Source organism: Sphingobium sp. (assembly GCF_048594625.1).
GTDB lineage: Bacteria > Pseudomonadota > Alphaproteobacteria > Sphingomonadales > Sphingomonadaceae > Sphingobium.
The window spans coordinates 19,475-40,171 of the sequence record NZ_JBMDWL010000136.1 but is presented as its reverse complement, the minus strand read 5'-3'; the positions used below and the strand labels follow the sequence as shown (position 1 = coordinate 40,171).

At 56.4% G+C, this 20,697-nt stretch carries 18 protein-coding genes; 7 read left to right on the top strand and 11 right to left on the bottom strand.

Features of this window, described 5'->3' with window-relative positions; translation table 11 throughout:
- Positions 1-7: 7 nt before the first annotated feature.
- Genes ACOJSJ_RS17510 through ACOJSJ_RS17490 form a run of 5 tightly spaced genes read right to left on the bottom strand, consistent with a single transcriptional unit; the run spans position 8 to position 8,400 of the window.
- Positions 8-1,603, bottom strand: coding sequence for a hypothetical protein (locus tag ACOJSJ_RS17510; protein WP_420146235.1), 1,596 nt, complete (start codon positions 1,601-1,603; stop codon positions 8-10).
- Entirely contained in the window at positions 1,603-5,310 is a 3,708-nt protein-coding gene (locus tag ACOJSJ_RS17505) for a glycosyltransferase (RefSeq protein WP_420146234.1), read from the bottom strand. The genes ACOJSJ_RS17510 and ACOJSJ_RS17505 overlap by 1 nt, the downstream gene beginning before the upstream one ends.
- A gap of 33 nt (positions 5,311-5,343) precedes the next feature.
- The gene (locus tag ACOJSJ_RS17500; RefSeq protein WP_420146233.1) at positions 5,344-6,303 is read right to left on the bottom strand and encodes a phytanoyl-CoA dioxygenase family protein; all 960 of its coding nucleotides are present in this window, start codon (positions 6,301-6,303) and stop codon (positions 5,344-5,346) included.
- 40 nt (positions 6,304-6,343) lie between these two features.
- On the bottom strand, positions 6,344-7,099 hold the full coding sequence (locus tag ACOJSJ_RS17495) for a DUF5672 family protein (RefSeq protein ID WP_420146232.1): 756 nt from the start codon (positions 7,097-7,099) through the stop codon (positions 6,344-6,346).
- Positions 7,099-8,400: a glycosyltransferase family 2 protein gene (locus ACOJSJ_RS17490; protein ID WP_420146231.1), complete on the bottom strand. Its 1,302-nt coding sequence runs from the start codon at positions 8,398-8,400 to the stop codon at positions 7,099-7,101. Before ACOJSJ_RS17490 ends, ACOJSJ_RS17495 begins: the two co-directional genes overlap by 1 nt.
- 461 nt (positions 8,401-8,861) lie before the next feature.
- On the opposite strand from ACOJSJ_RS17490, the gene ACOJSJ_RS17485 reads away from it, so the two are divergent.
- Positions 8,862-9,560, top strand: a complete 699-nt coding sequence (locus ACOJSJ_RS17485) for an AAA family ATPase (protein ID WP_420146230.1) — start codon at positions 8,862-8,864, stop codon at positions 9,558-9,560.
- Positions 9,557-9,943 (top strand): hypothetical protein, encoded by a 387-nt coding sequence (locus ACOJSJ_RS17480; protein ID WP_420146229.1) that lies wholly within the window; start codon positions 9,557-9,559, stop codon positions 9,941-9,943. The genes ACOJSJ_RS17485 and ACOJSJ_RS17480 overlap by 4 nt, the downstream gene beginning before the upstream one ends.
- Positions 9,944-9,985: 42 nt before the next feature.
- Here ACOJSJ_RS17480 and ACOJSJ_RS17475 read toward each other — a convergent pair whose 3' ends face one another.
- The 4 genes from ACOJSJ_RS17475 to ACOJSJ_RS17460 form a co-directional block, all read right to left on the bottom strand.
- A complete protein-coding gene (locus tag ACOJSJ_RS17475) occupies positions 9,986-10,294 on the bottom strand; it encodes a hypothetical protein (RefSeq protein ID WP_420146228.1) in 309 nt (102 codons plus the stop codon).
- Positions 10,295-10,748: 454 nt separating this feature from the next.
- Entirely contained in the window at positions 10,749-11,666 is a 918-nt protein-coding gene (locus tag ACOJSJ_RS17470; protein ID WP_420146227.1) for a helix-turn-helix domain-containing protein, read from the bottom strand.
- A 603-nt stretch (positions 11,667-12,269) separates the two neighbouring features.
- On the bottom strand, positions 12,270-13,160 hold the full coding sequence (locus ACOJSJ_RS17465) for a replication initiator protein A (protein WP_420146226.1): 891 nt from the start codon (positions 13,158-13,160) through the stop codon (positions 12,270-12,272).
- A 118-nt stretch (positions 13,161-13,278) separates the two neighbouring features.
- Positions 13,279-13,533: a type II toxin-antitoxin system ParD family antitoxin gene (locus tag ACOJSJ_RS17460; protein WP_420146225.1), complete on the bottom strand. Its 255-nt coding sequence runs from the start codon at positions 13,531-13,533 to the stop codon at positions 13,279-13,281.
- A gap of 243 nt (positions 13,534-13,776) precedes the next feature.
- Here ACOJSJ_RS17460 and ACOJSJ_RS17455 point away from each other — a divergent pair, with 243 nt between their 5' ends.
- Positions 13,777-15,249: a mannose-1-phosphate guanylyltransferase/mannose-6-phosphate isomerase gene (locus ACOJSJ_RS17455; RefSeq protein ID WP_420146224.1), complete on the top strand. Its 1,473-nt coding sequence runs from the start codon at positions 13,777-13,779 to the stop codon at positions 15,247-15,249.
- A gap of 31 nt (positions 15,250-15,280) precedes the next feature.
- Positions 15,281-16,096 carry an aminoglycoside phosphotransferase family protein gene (locus tag ACOJSJ_RS17450; RefSeq protein WP_420146223.1) on the top strand — a complete coding sequence of 272 codons (816 nt, stop codon included), beginning with the start codon at positions 15,281-15,283 and terminating at the stop codon, positions 16,094-16,096.
- Between the two features lie 6 nt (positions 16,097-16,102).
- Here ACOJSJ_RS17450 and ACOJSJ_RS17445 read toward each other — a convergent pair whose 3' ends face one another.
- A complete protein-coding gene (locus ACOJSJ_RS17445; RefSeq protein WP_420146222.1) occupies positions 16,103-16,840 on the bottom strand; it encodes a class I SAM-dependent methyltransferase in 738 nt (245 codons plus the stop codon).
- A 92-nt stretch (positions 16,841-16,932) separates the two neighbouring features.
- Positions 16,933-18,099 (bottom strand): nucleotide sugar dehydrogenase, encoded by a 1,167-nt coding sequence (locus ACOJSJ_RS17440; protein WP_420146221.1) that lies wholly within the window; start codon positions 18,097-18,099, stop codon positions 16,933-16,935.
- A 202-nt stretch (positions 18,100-18,301) separates the two neighbouring features.
- Here ACOJSJ_RS17440 and ACOJSJ_RS17435 point away from each other — a divergent pair, with 202 nt between their 5' ends.
- The 3 genes from ACOJSJ_RS17435 (at position 18,302) to ACOJSJ_RS17425 (ending at position 20,591) form a co-directional block, all read left to right on the top strand.
- Complete coding sequence (locus ACOJSJ_RS17435; RefSeq protein ID WP_420146220.1) at positions 18,302-19,255, top strand: tyrosine-type recombinase/integrase; 954 nt, start codon at positions 18,302-18,304, stop codon at positions 19,253-19,255.
- A 425-nt stretch (positions 19,256-19,680) separates the two neighbouring features.
- Positions 19,681-20,115 carry an antitoxin Xre/MbcA/ParS toxin-binding domain-containing protein gene (locus ACOJSJ_RS17430; protein ID WP_420146219.1) on the top strand — a complete coding sequence of 145 codons (435 nt, stop codon included), beginning with the start codon at positions 19,681-19,683 and terminating at the stop codon, positions 20,113-20,115.
- Entirely contained in the window at positions 20,112-20,591 is a 480-nt protein-coding gene (locus ACOJSJ_RS17425) for an RES family NAD+ phosphorylase (protein WP_420146218.1), read from the top strand. Before ACOJSJ_RS17430 ends, ACOJSJ_RS17425 begins: the two co-directional genes overlap by 4 nt.
- Positions 20,592-20,697 lie beyond the last annotated feature (106 nt).

Sequence of the window (20,697 nt, the reverse complement as noted above, 5' to 3'; positions counted from 1 at the left end):
ACCCCGGTCAGGCAGACCACGTCCGCCCTTCATCTATGCCATGTCTGATATAATGATCGAGAGCATCCATCTGTGAGGATTCAACATCCGGATGAATGGAATAATATAAATCTCTGTCAAAAAATCCGCACCTTTTCATTTCTTCATAATTTTTATTATCTCTCCATTTTTTTGGCATTATATACCACCATCTTGGCTTTTCTTTCGAAATTACACCGAAAATTTTTCCAAGATTTTCATGAATATCTTTCATTTTTTCTGTATGTTCATCTTTAATTTTTTCCTTTAAAATATTTTCTCTTTCTATTTCATCGACGATAAATACAAGATCTTGCGTATCCGAAGAAAATTCCTTCGAAAGCGGTTTTCCAGATCTCAAATTTTGTGAAACAAATGAAACATCTTCCTTCATTTTTCTATAGAGATTTCGATACCTACTAGCCTCTTCATCCATTTCGATAAGACGCCGAGTTAAAAATTCTACGTTGTGATGAAGATCACTTGCCAAACTGGCAAGTTTTGTTTTTTCATAATTCGCTATTCCAAACTTATCATTTGCATTTCTTATGGCAATAGTTCTTTTATATTCATCCAATGGGCTTATTGGATTTTGTGATTTTAAATCTTTAACATTTATGCTATTCTTTAATTCTTCACAAAGATTTTGAAGGCGCTTCACTTCATATTTTTGATTTTCCAGATCAAGCTTTTCCTGAAGCAATCTAGCTTCCAAACGAGAAATTTTGTTCTGGCTTGAAGCTACGAGATTGGCGGCCTGGACAGATCTGTTTTGGTGACCTTTTATGGTGAGTTCCAAATCTCTTCTTTGACCTGCGAGATTGAACACCCACTTGTTTGCTTCGTCCAGTTTTTCGCGCAACGTCTCCGCTTCACTGGTCAAGCCATCCGCAATCGTCAACTGCCGATCCAGCGCGGCCTGCGCCTGGACTATCTCTTCTTCCTTCTGGCGCAATCGGTTATCGGCAAAGCCAGATTGCTCCTTAAGCTCGGCTCGCAGCGTTTCCGCCTCGGCGGTCAGTCGGTCCGTTCTTGACTGCTGATCTTGCAACTCCGCCTGTATCAGAGCGATCGCATCATCTTTCTGGCGCAGCACGGACCTAGATGCCTCGATCTGCCCTTCCAACTGACCCTGTAATGCCCTTGCCTCATCGGCCACCCTTTCGGCATTTTCCTTTTGCTCGCTCAGTTGCAGTTCGAGATTAGATGCCTCCTGCATCTTTTCGCGCAGTTGACCCTCGGCGACGTCGGCCCGATCGGCAAGGGGACGCAATTTTTCCACTTGGGCATGAGCAACAATGGTTTCCTTGTTGACCATGGAAAGAAGCGAAATCGTACTATCATTTGAATTTCGCATATTTTCCAGTTGAACTAGAAAATATTCTATTCCTTTCTTAATAGAAAGAATCTCATCTCTTATGGAAAAATTTATAGGTTTTTTTGTACCAGCGACGTTATTATCACTTATATCATTTTCTACGTTTTCCAACCATTCTATAATAGAATCGATATTTGATATTAACAACTTAGCTTTACCGCCATGATCATTATAATCTTTTGGGTAGATATCAGATTTATCATTCATTATTTAATCACCTTGGACGATCTCTGATATTTTTCCATCAATCTCTTTTTTTCGTTGGTCGGAGCGTTTGCTTTGACCGATCTCACACCGAATTCAAGATAGATGGTATGAAGTTCAACAGCTTGGTCATCCATACTACGGACCGCCGGTTGATGAAGCACAGGCTGGCCCCGATAGAGTGATGGATTGGCGTCTATTCTCGCAAAAATTCTGCTCAAATCTGCGGTGGTTGTCACATCAACCTGATGGCCATTTTGGTTTTCGACAATATCCTGCCCGATGGCTCCCAAGTGAGAAGCGACAACCCACAGCCCACTGGCGAGAGCCTCACGCGTCACAAGACCAAAACTTTCCGGCCATGTCGATGGCGCCAGAAGAACGTCCAACTGACTATATAGCTGTGCCACCTCAGTCTGCGCGAATGGCGCTGTCAGCCTTACCGGGGTCGTACCCCAAATAGTGTCCATATGCTGGCCAGGGCCCAATGTGCCGTCAACCATCGTCAAATGAAGATGGTGATAGTCACCACGGCGAAGGGTCGCCTCGATCAATGTGGCCCCTTTATGCGCAGAGCGGCTACCCACATGGCCCAGCGCCACTCTCCCATCGCTACGCGGCGTTCGCAGCACCAACTTGAGCGAGGGTGTGCCATTCTCAACGACACGCATATTGGAGATGCCTGCCTTCGCATATATGTCGGCGAAGGAGGCCGACACACTCATAGCGGCTTTCGCCCCCTGCAGCAGCGACGTGAGACGCTGCCGCCTGGCCATCGAGGCGGGCCCATGTGGGCTATTTTGGCAATCTCCCAAAATGTCCATGCTCGGCAATTGGAGCAGCCCATCGGAATCGACTAGGAACTGATAATCTGAAATCCACCATGCGTCGTGCAGAGTAACGACATAGGGGATGCCCTGCTTCAAGGCGACTTCGACAATCGTTGCGGTCAGCCTTTGGATGCAATGGAAATGGATGATGTCGGGCTTGAAGTGATCTAGCACTCTTTCAAACGGCTCTACATGCGCATCGTTGAACGGGCGCCAGTCCATGTTTACTTCCTGAGGCGTGGAGAGGCGATAGACAGCTATTCCATCTTCCTTATCCATGCTGAGCTGGCCGGCCGGCACTGCTCCGTCCATCGAACAGAAAATGGCGATATCCAAGTCCGGGAACCTGGCCTGGAAGGTGCGGACATTATCTTCTACGACGCGAGTGGCACCGCCATAGCTCTGTGGCGCGTAAAAGACGTTGCAGATCAGTACCTTTAAGCGCTTGCGTACTGCAACCACCGGAACAGGCGCAGCAGTATCAAACAGATTTGTCAGGCGCTGCGCCGCCACCTCTGTCGCATAGTCAGTGAGGGCCTTAGCTCGTGCGCGCGCGCCTACAGCCTCCCTCAGCTTAGGATTCTCAATCAGCCGTTTCAGAGTTGCATGCCACTCTTCCGGCGTGTCGGCGATAAACCCATCCTCGCCGTCGTCCAGTATCTCGCGGTAGGTCTTCGTCCCACTAACAACCGAAGGTATTTGCAGGATAGCAGCCTCAAGCCATTTGATTTCGCTTTTACAGTCGGCAACAATGCCCTTTTCAAGAACAGCTAGGTTGATGTCGCAACTGGCCAGAATCGACCAATACGTGGTGATATCCGGTGTAAACGGATAGAATAATATCCGATCCTCCATCACCGCGATCTCGCTCATCACCTTGAGATGGCCTGCGATCACGAGATCGACATGCGGATAGCGCCGCATCAGATCTAACAAAGCAGGACCAACGAGCCGGTTGAAATCCGCATTGTGCGCCTTGGTGCCCGACCCATAAAATATCCGCACCCTTCCGTCCGTCCGTCGGACCGGATTGGCTCCCATGACAATCGCTGGATCGTTGCGTTCATCCAACCCGTTGCGGATGACGATCCCTGATTGCGTGGCGGTGATGGCTTTCATCTGCTCGGCCAGCGTCGGGGTCGACGCGATGCTGCCTTTGCACATTGTCATCGCATAACGAAACAGGGGCACGCCAAATTGAAGCCCCGCATATTCTGTCACAGATATCTGATTTTCGAATGATTCATACGGATCGGGATAATGTTTTGCGTCGAAAATAAGATCGTCGATTTCATAGAATGTCTGCAAGTTCATGCTGTTGGCATGAAGTATCGCTCTCATAATATGCGGGAGCGCAGCAACTCTGTAGAAAATGGCTGCTCGAGCGCCTACCAAGCTGTCCATGAACCCTTGAACATCATGATGTGAAAATATTTTTACCGGGATTTCTGCATTTTCAAATTGAAATACTTTCTGTTCAATCCGGTAATGCGTGCATTGCCGCAGATCATCATTAGCCAAGATCGTTACATATCCATCGGGATTTCCGCCTGTAGCAAAAGGAATATTATCCATTTCCTGTAGCAGTTCCTGCATTTCATCGAGCGTATCTGTCATCATCGCATCGATGGCCGTGCGATTGACCAGCCCGCCGCTGCCTGCCGCAGCCTCCTGATACAAAGCATGTGCGCGCGCGCTCTGATGATCAAAATAAGCCTGGAGCAGCCCCTGTAGCTTTTGTCCGAATTCCACCTTCTGGCGCCAATATTCGGATGCGGCCCGCATGATGGAGAAAGCCTTGGCGAAATCCCTGCGATCCGCATAAATGTCGACAATATGCAGGAATGACCAGAGCGGCGCGCGATCCATGGCGATCGAAGCAAGATAGGCTTCAAGCGCGTCGTCTATGTCTCCTTGTTGACGGCAGGCGTCTCCAAGCAGGCACAATATCTCACTCGTCGGCGACGGACACTGCCTGAACACAGCGACAGCTTTGGCAAGATCGCCCTGGACGAGCGCGCGACGGCCGATGCAATCGAGGATACGGGTCGCGTCCCGCCCCATCAGGCCAACATAACGAATAATCTTGCGCGGAGCCTCATCAAACAATGACATCAACGCTTTGCTGCGTGTTGTCAGATGCGACAAGCCTGCCAGTCTTGCATATGCCTGCCAGTCGAAACTCATCGGAAACGGAAGACCGCCTAAATAAGGCGCCAGAAAGATTTGCTCATTAGGCGCTATACCCGCGGGAAACCCTTCTTTCAGCCACGCGCGATACACATCTGCATCAACCATGCCCTCGCATGCGGGCATCATCGTGTTTTCTCTGAAAAAATCTATGTCGAACCGATATGCGAAGCTAATAGGCCAAAGCTTATCAATTCCAATCTGGCAAAATAAATCTATAGCCTCTTCATTTGTGGTTGGAATAAATGGCAAATACTCTCCACTCCACGCCACGAAATCCGAAGCAGAAAATGCTTTTTTCCATTTATAATTTTTGCTATGAATTACATTCTTATTTTCGTCAGAAAAAAGGCTTGTCCTTCCTTCCGCAAAACCATGATTTACAAAATGATTGAATAAATCTTCGTCACTTTCAAATTTTTCTAGCAAATCCCTATTGTAGAATTTATAGGCTGCAATATCAAATTTTGAACGAAGATCATGGTTGAGCATAGAATTGCTCTTTATAAATTCATCACGGTTACGAAATCTATTTTCCGAACGTCCATGGTTAACAAAATGGCGCAACGCCTGCCTTTTGGTTTTTATCATTCTCAAGTCACTATAATGCGACATATAAAAATTGGCATCAAACCCTTTAGCTGAATTTGATACCATAATTTTATATATGAGACTTTTAATTTTTTTCACAAAAGATCCTTTTGTCGATCCTTGGATTCTAAATTATTTGTGATTTTTTATATTTTCTTTTAATATTTTCCAAATAGATAATTTTTTACTTTTATATAATTCGTTATCATCAAATTTTAATTCTTCGCCAAGATACGAATTCGGACGCCTCTTTCCATCACCGATAGATATCAGATCACGCAAATGCAGCTTTCCTAACACTTCGTCCGAAAAAGCCGGAGTATAATAGATACAGTCGTCAAAATAATAGTGCGTCACTTGGGACCAGCGGGTCAATCGGTTGTCATTCTGATAGCTGCCGCCGTGCAACAGGTTGGCACACCAGATCAGCGCCTGCCCTTTCCGCGGCAGGAAACATTCTTCCTGTACGCCATATACCTCCCGCAGCGCCTGCCAAGCCGGACCATAAGGATCCTGCGCGGATGCCAAGTCGCTGCCATAGCCGCGGCGGCCGATCAACGCATTGGTCATGATCGGCCATTTATGCGATCCAGGATAGTAGAAGAGCGGTCCCGCATCCGGCCCGATATCCTCCATCGCCAGCCATACGCCACACATGAACCGTTCGGGCAGGCTGGAGAAATGGACGGAATCCGAATGGGCGTCCTGTTGCGTGCCAACCGGGAAATTGAGCGTCTGGAACGGGAAAGCCCGGCGTCCGTAAAGTTTACTGAGCAGATCGATGACGGCTTGATTGGCTGCGATGGCGCGGACATCTTCGTCAAACTGCCAAGCGTCCTGTACACGGCGTTCGCCGTGCGTCTTGTTGCTATGCGGGTCGGCGAAATCGATGCCGTAGCGCGGCCCCAGATGCTGCTGGATACGATCTATACGGCCATCCAGGTCAGCGTCCGGAAAATCGAAGACGGCATAACCCTTTTCATACAGATCGGTGGCGATCCGATCTTCCTCCGCATTCAGTCCCCATTCCGCCTTGAGCGCCGGAAATAGCGGGGATTCGATCAGGGGCAGGCCGGGTAAAATGTTGGTCAAGCGCGTCGATCCCTTTGCGGACGTTGATGATAGGTTGGCGTCACCGCCTGAATTGATCGAGCATCAGGCGAAGAGCACGGGTGCGCCCTCCCCGCCCATGTCCTATTTGTTTCAATATCGAAGAAAAGTCATGCCGGATCGTTCCACGGTCGTCCAGTTCGCGATAGAGGTTCCAGAAAGCTTCAATCCCCACCACCTGCGGTATCAGCCAGGCCCCATGATAACCGAAGCTGGTCGCGACGTCCCCAGCCCGCTCGGCGGCGAACCGGTCGGCCAGCATGCGCGGGGCAAAGCGCATTCCCTGCGCTTCCAACCAGTTGCGGTTGATACGGGCGATCGCGACGTCTTCGGGGTGGGACAGACAGAAGGCAGGATCACGGCACAATTCCATCAGGCGGCGGCTGCGCAGCGAAAAACCGCCATTGCCGACATCATGGCCGTCGTCGAACTGGGGCCAGCTGGCGCCGATATAGTCATAAGCCAGAAAGTCGGGATGCCAGCGTGACGCGTCCAGCACATGGCCGTCCCACTGGATAGTCAGGCAATGGCTGGTTTCAATATGGTCGACCAGTTGCGTCAGGATGAAGTCGGAATAGGCCCGTGCCGATGTGATGGGCGCGATCGGCACGACGGTGATGCCGGGATCATCGGGCGTCACCGGATGGTCGGTCAACAGCAGCGCGGCTGCGACATCGATTTGCGAAAGGCTGACTTCCAGTGCCCGGATCGTCGCTGTGACATTGACAGAGCTGACCGCGCATAACGTCACCTGCGGCAGAGGGAGGCGAGCAGCCATCAAAGCGCCACCGCAAATTGTTCGCTGGCGCGGCTGAGTTTTGGGTGGTGATAGGGGTCGTAGATTTCGTCGGTCTGCCACAGGCGCTTGAGCGCAGCCAGTTCGCCCGCAAAACGGGCCGCTCCCACCGGGTCGCGATCCAGCCCGCGCGACACCGATTCATGATGGATCAAAGTCGCGCGCGGTTCGTAGAGCGACTGCCAGCCTTGTTGGTTCAAACGCAGACACAGGTCAACATCGTTAAAAGCGACGGCGAAATCCTGTTCGTTGAGGCCTCCCACGGCCATGAACTTGTCGCGTTCCACCACCAGACAGGCGGCGGTCACCGCCATGGTGAACTGCGGCAGGCTGTGGCGGTGGAAATAGCCTTCCTCATCGGGCGACAGAAAGCGATGTGCATGGCCTGCCGCATTGCCGACGCCGATCACAACGCCGGCATGCTGGATGCGGCCGTCGGGATAGAGCAGCCGCGCGCCAACCGCGCCGACTTCTGGGCGCAGCGCTTGCGTCGCTAATATGGCGAGCCAGTGCGGATCGGTCATTTCGATATCATTGTTGAGCAGACAGAGCAGCCTGCCCTGCGCCTGTGCCGCCGCGCGATTATTGATCGCCGAATAGTTGAACGCGCCGCTGTGGCGCAGCACGCGGTGCCGGACGGGGTCGAGCGCGGCTAGATAGGCCAGCGTTTCGGGATCATCGCTGTCATTGTCTACGACGATGATATCGACGTGTGGATAATCGGCCGCTGCAACGCCATCAAGGCAAGTGCGCAGCAGATCCACGCGGTTACGGGTCGGCACGATGACGGACAGTAGCGGCAGTTCGCGAGCGATGGTAATCGGACGGGCCGGAACACGCGGCGACGGGCGATGACGGCGGTGATGCAGCATCTGGCGCAAGTGAACCGGCGCGCCCTGCCCCCGTTCCACCATATTCGCGACAAGCCCTGCAGCCCAGTCAGCCCTGTCAGCGACGGCCTCCAGATCGGCGCGGATTCCATGAACGATGCATGCGCCAGTTAGATAATCCTGATGCCGGAACAATTCGCTGTTCCAGTCGGGCTTGAAATAGGGCTTGGCGCGACGATGACCAATCAGCAGATCGTCGTCAGCATAGATAAGCTTTGTCGCGCTGTTAGCCATGACGGTGCGATAAGCATCTGCTGTGCCGGATGCGATCCGGTCACCGGGGCGGATGGGTAACAGCCAGGGATTGGCGCTCCAGTCGATTAGCGCGATGGCCGCGGAAAATGTGGGCGTCTCAGGGGTGCCGATGGCAAGCGGCGCCAAACCTTCAGCCATCAGGCTTTGCTGCGTGGATGCCAAAGATTTCGGATCAAAGTCGCCGGTCAAGTCGATAAGCGCGATGATCGAATGGCCGGCATTGGTTTTGCTTCGTGCCGTTTCATCACGTTCCTGACGCAAGGCCCATAAAGTGTAGGCACGTGGTGACTGACTGAGCAGCAGTGCGAACTGACCGCGGGCGCGGACCCGTTTGCGCTTGATCCACCATTTGGCTGCGGTCAGATAAGCGCGCGGTTCGGCCCGGAAAGCGTCGAAATGGACGGACGCCGTCAGCCATACGTCAGCAATCTGCTTGAAATGATAAACTATCGACGTCGAACGCATGGGGTTTTGGCAGATAGCGGCTTTGGCCCGGATCACCAAGGAAATCCTTGGCAGTCGATAGAGCAATGTTATTTTTAGGATACCAGATAGCTATCAGATTGCTATACGGTATCGGATAGCTATATGGTTAGCGCATGCCTACCATTGCGTTCATAAGCCCCAAGGGGGGCGTCGGGAAAACCACTGCTGCGCTGCTTCTGGCCTCTCAGCTGGCGCGGGGCGCCAGGGTGACGGTGATCGACGCCGATCCCAATCATCCCATCGCTGCCTGGGGCCGGGATGCCCAGTTGCCGGAAAATCTGTCGATCGTCGCCGATGTCGATGAGGATAATATCCTCGACAAGATCGAGGACGCTGCGGCGCAAACCCCCTTCGTCATCGTCGATCTGGAAGGGACGGCGGCCAAGATCGTGCTGCTGGCCGTCAGCCAGGCCGATCTGGTGGTCATTCCGATGCAGGGATCGCAGCTGGACGCGGAACAGGCGAGCCGTGCGATCCGCGTACTGAAACAGCATGAGAAGATGACCGGCCGCGCGGTGCACTATGGCGTGCTGTTATCGCGGACCAGTCCGATCATTCGCACCCGGACCATGGGGCATATCCAGGACGGGCTGGTCGACGCCGGTGTACCGATGTTCACGACGCAACTGCATGAACGCGAAGCCTTTCGCGCCATCTTCTCCTTCCGCCAGACGCTGGAAGAACTGGATCCCAGGGACGTGTCCAATCTGGACAAGGCGATCGCCAATGCCGAGCAGTTCGCGGTGGAAGTGATCGAGCAGCTGCGCGCCCATCGCAAAAGCGCGGCAAAGACGGATGAGGTGGCAGGATGAACAGGGCCAATCCCTTCGGCGATCTGGACGATTTCGGATCGGACAATGGTGCCAAGCCGGTGCCCGCCGACGCGATCGAGAAAATCGCGCAAAGCAGCGGTTTTCCGAGCCGCAAGGCTGGTGCTGCAAAAGCAGATGAGACAGCGAATTGGACAGGTGAAACGGCGTCGCCCTCCCCTGCCCCGGCTACGCCGACGGTTGCGGCTTCACAGCCCGTTAGGCAGCCGCGCCGTCATGTGACCGGGCGCAACCGGCAGATCAATATCAAGGCGACCGAAGAGACGATCGAAGAACTCTACCGGATCGCCGACGCGATGAACCTGCCGCTGGGCGCGGTGCTGGAACATGCGCTGGCCGCGCTGGACCGGCAGCGCAGAGAATAAGATACTTGATAGCTACCTAGATATTACATTGGTATCCGATAGCTACTCTTTGGCGCAGATGGCGATTTCCGCCAGCTTGTGGCGGCCGTTCTGGCGCAGCGCATCGACCATGAAGCGCCACACATTGGCGGCATCGCTGCGATAGCCTGTTTCGGATTCCTCTTCGCCGACATATCGAATGATTTCCGACCCGGCATCCTTCATCAGATCGTCCGGTTCGTGTAGTGCGTCGATCACTGTCATAAGGTGGGGCAGATAGGTCGCCCATCGCGGCGCGCCGTCCGACAGTTGATCTTCATCGTCCCCATGGGCGCGGCACAGGGCGCGGGCGGCTTTTTCGATTGGACTCATGTGGCTGATGCTTGCGTCGGTCCGACGCTGCGTCAAGATGGATTATCCTATTCAATAGCCGAAGGATATTGGATAGCTATCGGATACCATTTAGATAGTCTGTGCTGTGGATCCGCCATCCCGTTCAGACCATGCGAACCGAGCGCGCCCTAGATGCCCCGATCAACAAGGGGTGTCCCGCAACGTCTGTCGTGAGAAACCACGAAAGGAGTCTGTCCTTTCAGCAATGGTCATAATGTCGATACGACTTCCGATAAAAAGGCGATCAATCAACGATATGGAGGCATCTGTACCCGAATTACGAGCCTCTCACTGTCATTGCCAGCATATCGAAGAAACATATTTATCGACTTTCCTATCCGCTGCGAAAACGCGTTGCCAAGGCCGCTTGCTCCCGCTGGGGAGCATATGCGCCGCGTAGCGGCGCTTCGGACGATGGTTATCGGATATATGGTCAATTCTGGTTGTTGATGTTGCGATGGAGGGGCGCCGTCAGGCGCTGACATGTTGGCCGACTAGGCCAACTCTGCTGATTTTCCTTTATAATTGAATCTATAAGCGGTTGCGGATGGTTTTGAGACTCACACTCTGTGGGATTGTCCAGCGCGGCCTCAATCCGCGCCAATATCGCCGCAAGCTTGCCCTTTTCCATCATCTTGCGCCGTTCGTCGGGGCAGAGCGTCGCACGCATCGCCGCCATATCCTCCTGCCGATCGGCTTCGCGCTGGACCTGATCGTCGGGAAGGGGGGCAGGGCGCATCCAGCGGGGCAGATAACGCTGCACGATGTCGGGCAGGAAAGCGCGGTAAACGTTCGACGTCTGGGCATAGCGCGGGCCGGGGCCATCACCCTCTACCCGCTTGAAGCGGCGCTGGCGCATCAGGAAGCCGATATTTTCGAGGATGCGCAGCGATCGGGCCACGGTAGCGCGGCCCAGGCTGGTCGCGTCGGCCAGATAATCATAGCTGGGGAATACCCGACCTTTGTTGAGGCGGGCGAGGGTGAGGATTTCCTCCAGCACGCGCACGCTGGCAGCTGTCAGCGTCGTCAGCAACTGTTCCGCGATGGTAAGGACGCGGCCGTCGCAGCGCGCTTCGCGGCGCAACAGACGTCCCGCGTCGAGGATACGCCGGGCCGCGCGCAGCAGGCGGTCGGTTTCGCCCTTGGCCGGGCTGGCGAAGAAGAGATGTTCGAACGTGCCCGCTTCCACGCTGTCGCGCAGCACTGGTGCACCGGTCGGATGAGGGGCGCCTGAGCGGCTTTTCCGGGGCCTGTCACGCAGGCGGGCGGATTGCCCTGATTTTGCACCATAAGTCGCCGCGGCCGTGCCGAGCGCGTCAAGCATCACCTCACCAAAGGCAAGCGTTCCCATTCGTCCCTCCACACAGGAGGGCCGTCACCAGACAAAAAGAGGGCGTGGCGCGAAGCGCGCATCCTTGAAACGGGTTTCGATCTGGAGTAGGAAGAAAGGGTGTGACCCCGGTTCGACGTTTGGCGACGTCGCTCCACTACTCCAACGGATGCCCGGCCTTCGTGCCGGGCGTTCTTTTATGTGGTCACAGCCACCCCTTCATTCCATTGTCCCCACCGGCAGGGCCGGCCTGATGATCCGAACCGGCTTTGCGTCGATCCGATGCGTGATCCGACGGCATGACACCGTCGGGACGAGCATAGTCGCAGCAAAAATCCTACATCGGAAGGCCTGACGGTTCGTGCTTTCGCGTAGGAATGCAGAAAATCGTTCGTGCTTTCGAATAGGAATGGCCGCACCATTCGTGCTTTCAAGTAGGAATGGAGTGAACGGATTCGTGCTTTCGAATAGGAATGACCGCCGCCTATTCGTGCTTTCGAGTAGGAATAGCAGGGTGCGGACGAATCAGCGGGCTATCGGGATGACGCGACCGGGCGGTCGCGACACTCGATCAGTGGTCGGGCAGGGGGGTAGACAGGAGCTAGGGTGGGAACGGGCGGCGGATCAGTCGACGGGCGCCGCTTCCAGCGTCGGTGCAGCGCGACGGGTGATGATCACCCGCGCCGGGGTCGGCCGACGCCCGGCCTTGCGCGGGGCATCCTCCGTTTCGGACAGGCTTGTCGCCGACGCATCCTCGATCATCTGAATATCATAATCGGGTATGGCGTTGGCCGCAGCGATCTGGCGCATGGCGATGCGGAAATTGGGCAGCGGGTTCTGGAAACCGGTCTGGAGTTTCAACAGCGACAGGTCGATGTCGAGCGGCTCTCCATCGGCGCAGGAGGAGCGGGCGACTTCGTAGATGCGCCGCTCTATCGGGCCAAGTTGGAAATAAGTTGACGCATAATCAAGGACTTGTCGGTCACGCAGGATGGCACGGAACAGCCAGTCGCACAGACGCACCTTGACCGCCTTCAGCCGTTTTTCACCGCTGCCGGTGCGCGCATATTGCAGCCGCGCTTCCGACAGCCAGGAGAAGAAACCTTCCTCGCCTTCGCCGCCAGCCTCGATATTGGTGCGGATCTGCGTCCCCTGAAGCCGCTCCAGCGCGTCGGCTAGGCGGGAGTAGGAACGGGCGCTGTGATTGGCGCCGGTGACGCTGAACAGGTCGTGCGCGGTGAAGGTGAAGTCCTGCGAAATGCTCATACCCGCCTCCATCTTCGCGGCCATAAGGCTGGCGATATAGAGGACGATTTCCTTGTCATAGATGGTGGCGACGCCGCGCGCGCTGGGTCGCACCTCGATCGACACGGTGGGGGTGGAATAGGCCAGCGGCTTCATCCAGGCATTTTTGGCAAGCGCGAAAAAGGGAAAGGCCATCAGCGATCGCTCGCCACGGATTTCGCCCAGCAGCGGACTGTCAAGCTGAAACAATTCATTCTGCGCCGATGCCATTATGGTCGCTCCATGCCGAAAACCATGTCTTTCCTATTTCTACTCGAAAGCACGAACTGGGCGCTTTGCCGTCTTTTTCCGTCCTGTCGGCGCGTCAGTCGCCATGCCATCCCGCCGTTCATACCCCAGATGGGGAAGGAATGTCAGACGCTGCCGGTTGTGCACCGCCCTGCTGCACAGCCGCATCGAAGGGCAGGGCGGTGTCCACCACCATAGTATCGCCCAGAGCACGGACCCGTGCTTCATGCTCCTCCAGCAGGCGTAGTCCGGCGCGCACGACATCGCTGGTCGAGCCATAGCGGCCCGATCTCACCTGCTCGCTGACGAACTGGCTGAAATGGTCGCCGATAACGATGGAGGTATTGCGCGCCATGATGATCCCTGGACGACGGATGATAGATGAAAGCTATACCAATAAATAATACAGGGCAATGCAAGATAAATGGTATCTTTATGATACCATATGGTATCCAAATAACTCCATGAATACACAATGGTATGGAGGCGCTGTCGATTGGGTGCGGGCAGCAAAAAATCCAGATGCCGCATTGTCGCGGTAAGCAATCTGGACATAGAATTGTGGCAGATGCCATGAAATGGTGTCAGGGGGATTCCGATGGATAACAAGGCACAGCCAACAGCGGCAGGTTCCAACATGCGCATCACGCCCGTCATATTAGCGGGTGGATCGGGCACGCGGCTCTGGCCATTGTCGCGCAAATCTTATCCCAAGCAGTTCGTGCCGCTGGTGGGGGACGCAACGCTGTTCCAGGCCGTCGCCCGTCGCCTGTCCGGCGCGACGGACGATTTTACCTTCACGCGGCCGATGGTGCTGACCAACGCATTATTCCGTTTCATCATCGCCGAACAGCTGACGCAGGAAGGGATCGACCCCGACGCCATCCTGATCGAACCGGAAGGGCGCAATACCGCGCCTGCCATATTGGCCGCCGCGATGCATCTGGCGGCGCGGCAACCCGACGCCATCATGCTGGTCGCGCCGTCCGACCATGTGGTGCCCGACGTCGCGGCATTCCACGAAGCGGTGGGCAAGGGGCTGGCCGCGATCGACCGGGGCGATCTGGTGACGTTCGGCATACAGCCGACACGGGCGGAAACCGGCTATGGCTATCTGGAGATCGCGAGCCGACCGGATGGATCAGGCGCACCGATCAGCCTGACCAGCTTTGTCGAGAAGCCCGATGCCACCCGCGCGCAGGAGATGCTGGCGACCGGCAACTATCTGTGGAACGCCGGGATTTTCCTGTTCGCGGTCCAGGATATCATCGCCGCGTTCGAACGGCACGCGCCCGCCATGCTGGACAGTGTACGCATAGCCGTCGAACAGGCGGAAGCGGATCTGGGTTTCCTGCGTCTGGCGGCCGATCCGTGGAGCAAAGCGGATAATATCGCGATCGATGTCGCCATCATGGAGCGCGCCGACAATCTGTCCGTCGTCCCCTATGATGCAGGATGGTCGGACCTGGGCGACTGGGACGCAGTGTGGAGCCATATGCAGCCCGACGAACAGGGCGTGTCGCTGTCTGGCGCGGCGACGGCGATCGATTGCCGCAATGCGCTGCTGCGGTCCGAAAGCGAAGGGCTGGAAATTGTCGGCCTTGGCCTCGACAATATCGTGGCCGTGGCGATGAACGACGCGGTGCTGATCGCCGACAAATCACGCACGCAGGACGTCAAGAAAGTAGTCGAGGCATTGCAACGCAAGGGCGCGGTGCAGGCAGAGACTTTCCCCAAAGATCACCGGCCATGGGGCTGGCACGAAAGCCTGCTGATCGGCGGGCGGTTTCAGGTCAAGCGCATCACTGTGCTACCAGGCGCATCACTCAGCCTGCAAAGCCATTTCCACAGGTCCGAACATTGGATCATCGTGGAAGGCACGGCGCGCGTCACGCTGGATGGCGATGTGTCGGTACTGACGGAAAACCAGTCCATTTACATTCCAGTTGGCGCGCAGCATCGTATCGAAAATCCGGGGCGCATCCCCATGGTCTTCATCGAAGTGCAGACCGGCCCCTATGTCGGGGAGGATGACATCATCCGTTATGAGGACCGCTATGCACGGGCATGACCGTGGCCACACGGTCTGATAACAGGCCCGGATGAACGAGCGGACGGCCCCCTATCCCTTCATCGCCAGAGGCGCGAGCGCGGAACTGTTCGACATGGGCGGAGGGCAGGTACTCAAGCTGTTCCGCGACAGCGTGTCGGACGAGATGGTCGCGCGCGAGGCTAATGCGTCTGTCCATGCGGCGGCATGCGGCGTGCCGACAGCTGCCGCGGTCGGGCGGCAGGGCCGGGATGGGCGACGGGGCATCATCTATCCCCGGCTTGAAGGCGGGACGCTGATGGACTGGATCCGTCGCAATCCGATGCGAGCGGGATGGGCGCTGAACCAGATGGGTAAAATCCATGCCGCCATGCATCGGTCAGATGGAGGAAATTTGCGGTCGCTGAAACAGGTTCTGGCTACCGACATCGCTTATGGTCCGGCGCCCGAATCGCTACAACGGGCGGCCATCGCCTATCTGGAGGCATTGCCGGATAGCGACGCCCTTACCCATGGCGATTTTCATCTGGGCAATGTTATGATGACGCCGCAGGGCATGATGGTGATCGACTGGTCGAAAGCGGCAGCAGGACATCCGGCGGCCGATGCGGTACGATCCGAAATGCTGATGCGTTTTGGCATCGGGCCCGCCGACTGGGTGACGAACCTGTGGCGCGACTGGGCTGCGCGGCGGCTGCGCAGGAGCCATGCGGCGGCGTCGGCAGTCAGCGTCCGTGACATTGATGCGTGGCGGCCTGTGGTAGCGCTGGCCTGGTTGCGCGCGAGGGACGCCCCTGGGCGAACGCCGGCCTTTATGCGCTATCTGGACGGAGCGTTGAAACAGGCGAGATTGCCCGTCACACGGTGAGAGGGTTCAAGCTGGTTTTTCCAGCACCGCCAGACTTTGCCAAAAGGGAGGGTGATCCTTGCTGTCCTGCCCGTCCGTAAAGCGCGGTTCTATAAAACCGGCGTCGCGGGCAAAGCGGCGGATCCAGTCGCGATGCAGGAAAGCGTCCAGATGCTCGGCGCGGTTGGAGGCGCGCAAATGATCCAGATTGGCGTTCCACACCCGGTCATGCTCCGCTTCCTCTAATTCGAGAAAGGAGAAAATCATCTTGCCACCGGGCTTGAGCGCGCGGAATGCATCAACGGTATAAAGATAAGATTCACCCGGATAGAGATGGGTAAAGACCGACCAGTGAAAGACCATGTCGAGCGAAGCGTCAGGCGCGACGATCCGGGGTGAAACGTTGAGCAGAACATCATAGCCGGGACATTGGCGCGCCAGTTCGTCGATCAGTTCCTGCACGACATCCGCGCCGGTATAGTTGCCCTGCCATCCATGACGAACCAACGCCTGTGCCGTGCGGCCGCACCCGCAGCCCAGATCATAGACAGTCATGCCATCGACCAGCCCATGGTGACGCAGCACCGCGACATGGCCGTCGCCGATCGACACGAAATCATCCATGGTGGGCGCGCCGATCGCCTGCGCTAGGGCCAAGGTCGGATTGTCGGGCAGGGATTTCAGCTTGGCGCGGACGAGCGCCTGATAATCCCGAACGGAATGACTTTGGCGGACATGTGCGGACGAACGCTTCCTGCGAAGCAAGCGAGGAAGCCTGATCATCAACGTCTCCATGCGATATTGGAAAGCGATTCCATCATGATGGACAGAAAACACAGCCGCAACAAGGATCGTTGTCAATCCGATCCGAAAAGATCCCGCGTGAAGATCTTGTCCGACACATCCTCTATATCCGCCGTCATGCGATTGGCGATGATGATGTCGCATTCCTGCTTGAACGCGCCAAGGTCGCGCACCACCCGCGATCCGAAAAACGTCTCTTCCTGCATCGCCGGTTCGTAGATCACAACCTCGATGCCCTTGGCCTTGATCCGCTTCATGATGCCCTGGATCGAGGACTGACGGAAATTGTCGGACCCCGCCTTCATCACCAGGCGGAAGACGCCGACTTTCTTCGGGTGCTTCGCGATGATCTGATCCGCCAGGAAATCCTTGCGGGTGTGGTTGGCCTCCACGATCGCGCGGATCAGGTTCTGTGGCACTTCGGAATAGTTGGCGAGTAGCTGTTTGGTATCCTTGGGCAGGCAATAGCCGCCGTAGCCGAAGCTGGGATTATTATAATGCGACCCGATGCGGGGGTCGAGGCCGACACCCGTGATGATCTGGCGGGAATCCATGCCATGAGCGATGGCATAGCTGTCCAGTTCGTTGAAGAAGGCGACCCGCATGGCGAGATAGGTGTTGGCGAACAGCTTGATCGCCTCCGCCTCGCTGGGGTCGGTGAACAGGATTTCGACGTCCTTCTTAACCGCGCCCTGCAACAGCAGATCGGCGAAGATGCGGGCGCGTTCCGACCGTTCGCCCACGATGATGCGCGACGGGTGGAGATTGTCCTGGAGCGCTTTGCCTTCACGCAGGAATTCGGGAGAGAAAATAACCTGATTGGTGTTAAGTCGCTGACGCACGTCCTCCACGAAGCCGACCGGTACGGTCGATTTGACGACGATGGTCGCGGAAGGATTGGCGGCCTTGGCTGTCTGGATCACCGCTTCGACCGAGGAAGTGTCGAACTTGTTGGTGCCGACATCATAATTGGTCGGCGTTGCGACGATCACATAATCGGCATCAGCCATGGCCTGCTGCGGATCAAGCGTGGCAGTGAGGTTGAGCGGACGCGCGGCAAGAAACTCTTCCAGTTCCACGTCGACGATCGGCGATTTGCGCGCATTGAGCATATCGACACGTTCGGGCGTGATGTCGACCGCCGCGACTTCATTATGTTGGGCCAGCAATACGGCGTTGGACAGGCCGACATAGCCGAGTCCGAAAACTGCGATCTTCATTCTTACCTGTCCCCTGCATTGCGCCAAAGCGATGCTGATCTGTCCAGACTAAACATCCATCATCCCGCTTCATCCGCTCTGCGTCGGACGCGACCGACTTACAGCCGTTCATCGGATGAGACACAAGCGCAATTTCTCCTTGTCTCCTCTTTATATGTGATAAAGGACATTATCACATATAAATGCACTCGGTCCGGTTTTCATGCTTCCGACGATCATATCACCCTCGCTCACCCTGCCACCGATCATCGCGGAGGCGCCGCCGCATGTGCACATGCGCTTTCTGGAGTTTTTCGCCGCCAACATCCGCAATCCCCACACACGGCGTGCCTATGCGAAGGCGGCGCGGGATTTCCTGTCATGGTGCTTTGGCCATGGCGTGCGCAGGTTGGACGAGATCGCGCCGATTCATGTCGCGGCCTGGATCGAAATGCTGGGCCAGTCGCTCGCCGCACCGAGCGTCAAGCAGCGTCTGGCCGCGATCCGTCATCTGTTCGACTGGCTGGTGACGGGGCAGGCGATCGCGACCAACCCCGCGGCCAGCGTACGCGGTCCGGCGCACAGCGCGCGAACCGGCCGCACACCGGTGCTGGAGGCGACAGAGGCGCGCGCGCTGCTGGACGCGATCGACATTTCGACGCCTGCCGGGCTGCGCGACCGGGCGCTGATCGGCCTGATGATCTACAGCTTTGCGCGGGTGGGGGCGGCGCTGGCGATGAAACGGGAGGATGTGTTCGTGCAGGGGCGGCGGCTATGGCTGCGCCTGCATGAAAAGGGCGGCAAGCGGCACGAGATGCCCTGCCACCATATCCTCGAAGATTATCTGCTTTCTTATATAGAAGTGTGCGACATCAGCGAGGGCAGGGGGGCATTGTTCCGCACCGTCGACCGTGGCCGCAGGACGTTGAGCGACAGGGCGCTGCGTCAGGCCGAAGCCCATGCCATGGTCCGCCGCCGCGCCCGCGCCGCAGGGATCGAAACGCAGATCGGCAATCACAGTTTTCGGGCGACAGGCATCACCACCTATCTGAAGAATGGCGGCACGCTGGAAAATGCGGCCGCCATGGCCAATCACAGCTCGACACGGACGACGCAGCTTTACGACCGACGGCGCGACGATATCAGTCTGGCGGAAGTGGAGCGGGTGCGGATCTGATGGCGCACCCAAGGCCGTGGTGCAGCGGGTGGGCGAAGCGGAGGAGAAGCTTTTTTTGTGGTGATGTTAAACATTCCCGGCATCATGCCTATCCGGCCCTCACCATAATATAGGCATTTGATAGTCTGCTTGAGCAGACTCCAGCCATGGCTGACGAACATTACGGCTTGATCCACGAAAGGCGGCGCCGATGGCGCCACCCAAATCGGACGTAGGGAAAAGCCGCCCCCCTATAGGGCGCGGCCGACATGGATGAAAAAATGATATGCAAACGCGGAGGAAGAGACTTCGAGCGATGAAAGCTCATGCACGGGTCGGCAACGGCATCGATCCGGCAGCAGGAAGATCAGGGCGAGGAAAAGAAATCGATCCTTGCACGCGCCTCATATGAAGCATATATATGCCTCAATTGAGGCAGGAAGATCATGGCAACCCAATTTCAATCGGTAGAGGCCTTGCTGGGCGTGAAGGCTGGCATCCATGCGTCGCGTCTGGCGCTGCCTTCGTCCATCGAAAGCGGGTTGCCAGTCGCGGCGCTCGACCATCTGGCCGACAGCGTTGCGCCCGGTGATGCGCGTTTCAAATTTCGCCTGATCCCCAAGGGGACGCTAGAGAGGCGACGCAAATCCGCTACCAAAAAGCTGACGAGCGAGGAGGGGGACCGTCTGGCCCGTCTGGCCAAGGTGTTCAGCTTCGCGCTCGACATCTATAAGGAGCCGGAGCGCGCCCGCGAATTTCTGGGCCGCCCGCACCCGATGCTGGACGGTAAAGCGCCGCTGGATGTCGCGCTGGCGACCAGTCCGGGAGCGGATCTCGTCATCAACCTGCTCGGCCGCGCCGCCTATAGCGGGGGCGTGTGACGGGCGGGGAAACCGACCGGGTTCTGACGGCCTATCGCATCGGCGACCCCGATGGCGTCCATCCCATCTATGACAGCGAAGGGGCGCGGCTCTATCCGGGGCGGTGGAACACGCCCGCCAGCCCCATCATCTACACGTCGGAACATTATTCGACGGCGATGCTGGAGAAGCTGGTGCATGCGGGCAGCGTGCTGCCACCCAACCAGCATCATATCCGCATCACCATCCCCAACGGCATCAGCTACGAAATCTTCCAGACCGCCGCGCACCCGGGATGGGACGGGAAGGATGAAGGGTTATGCAAGGCGTTCGGGCAGGCATGGTTCACGGAGCGGCGGAGCGCGATATTGATCGTGCCGTCCATGGTGGCGCGGGTGGAACGCAATATTCTGATCAACCCGCTGCACCCCGACGCAAAGGGAATAAGCCATGAATTGCCGGAGCCGGTGTGGTGGGATGAGCGGCTTTATGGATAGCGGATCTTCAATCCGTAATTATTCGGCGAGAACAAGTATTTACAATATTTGAATGTAGACAATCGCAATAGCCCTCCATAGCATAACTCATACTAATATGGGGGTG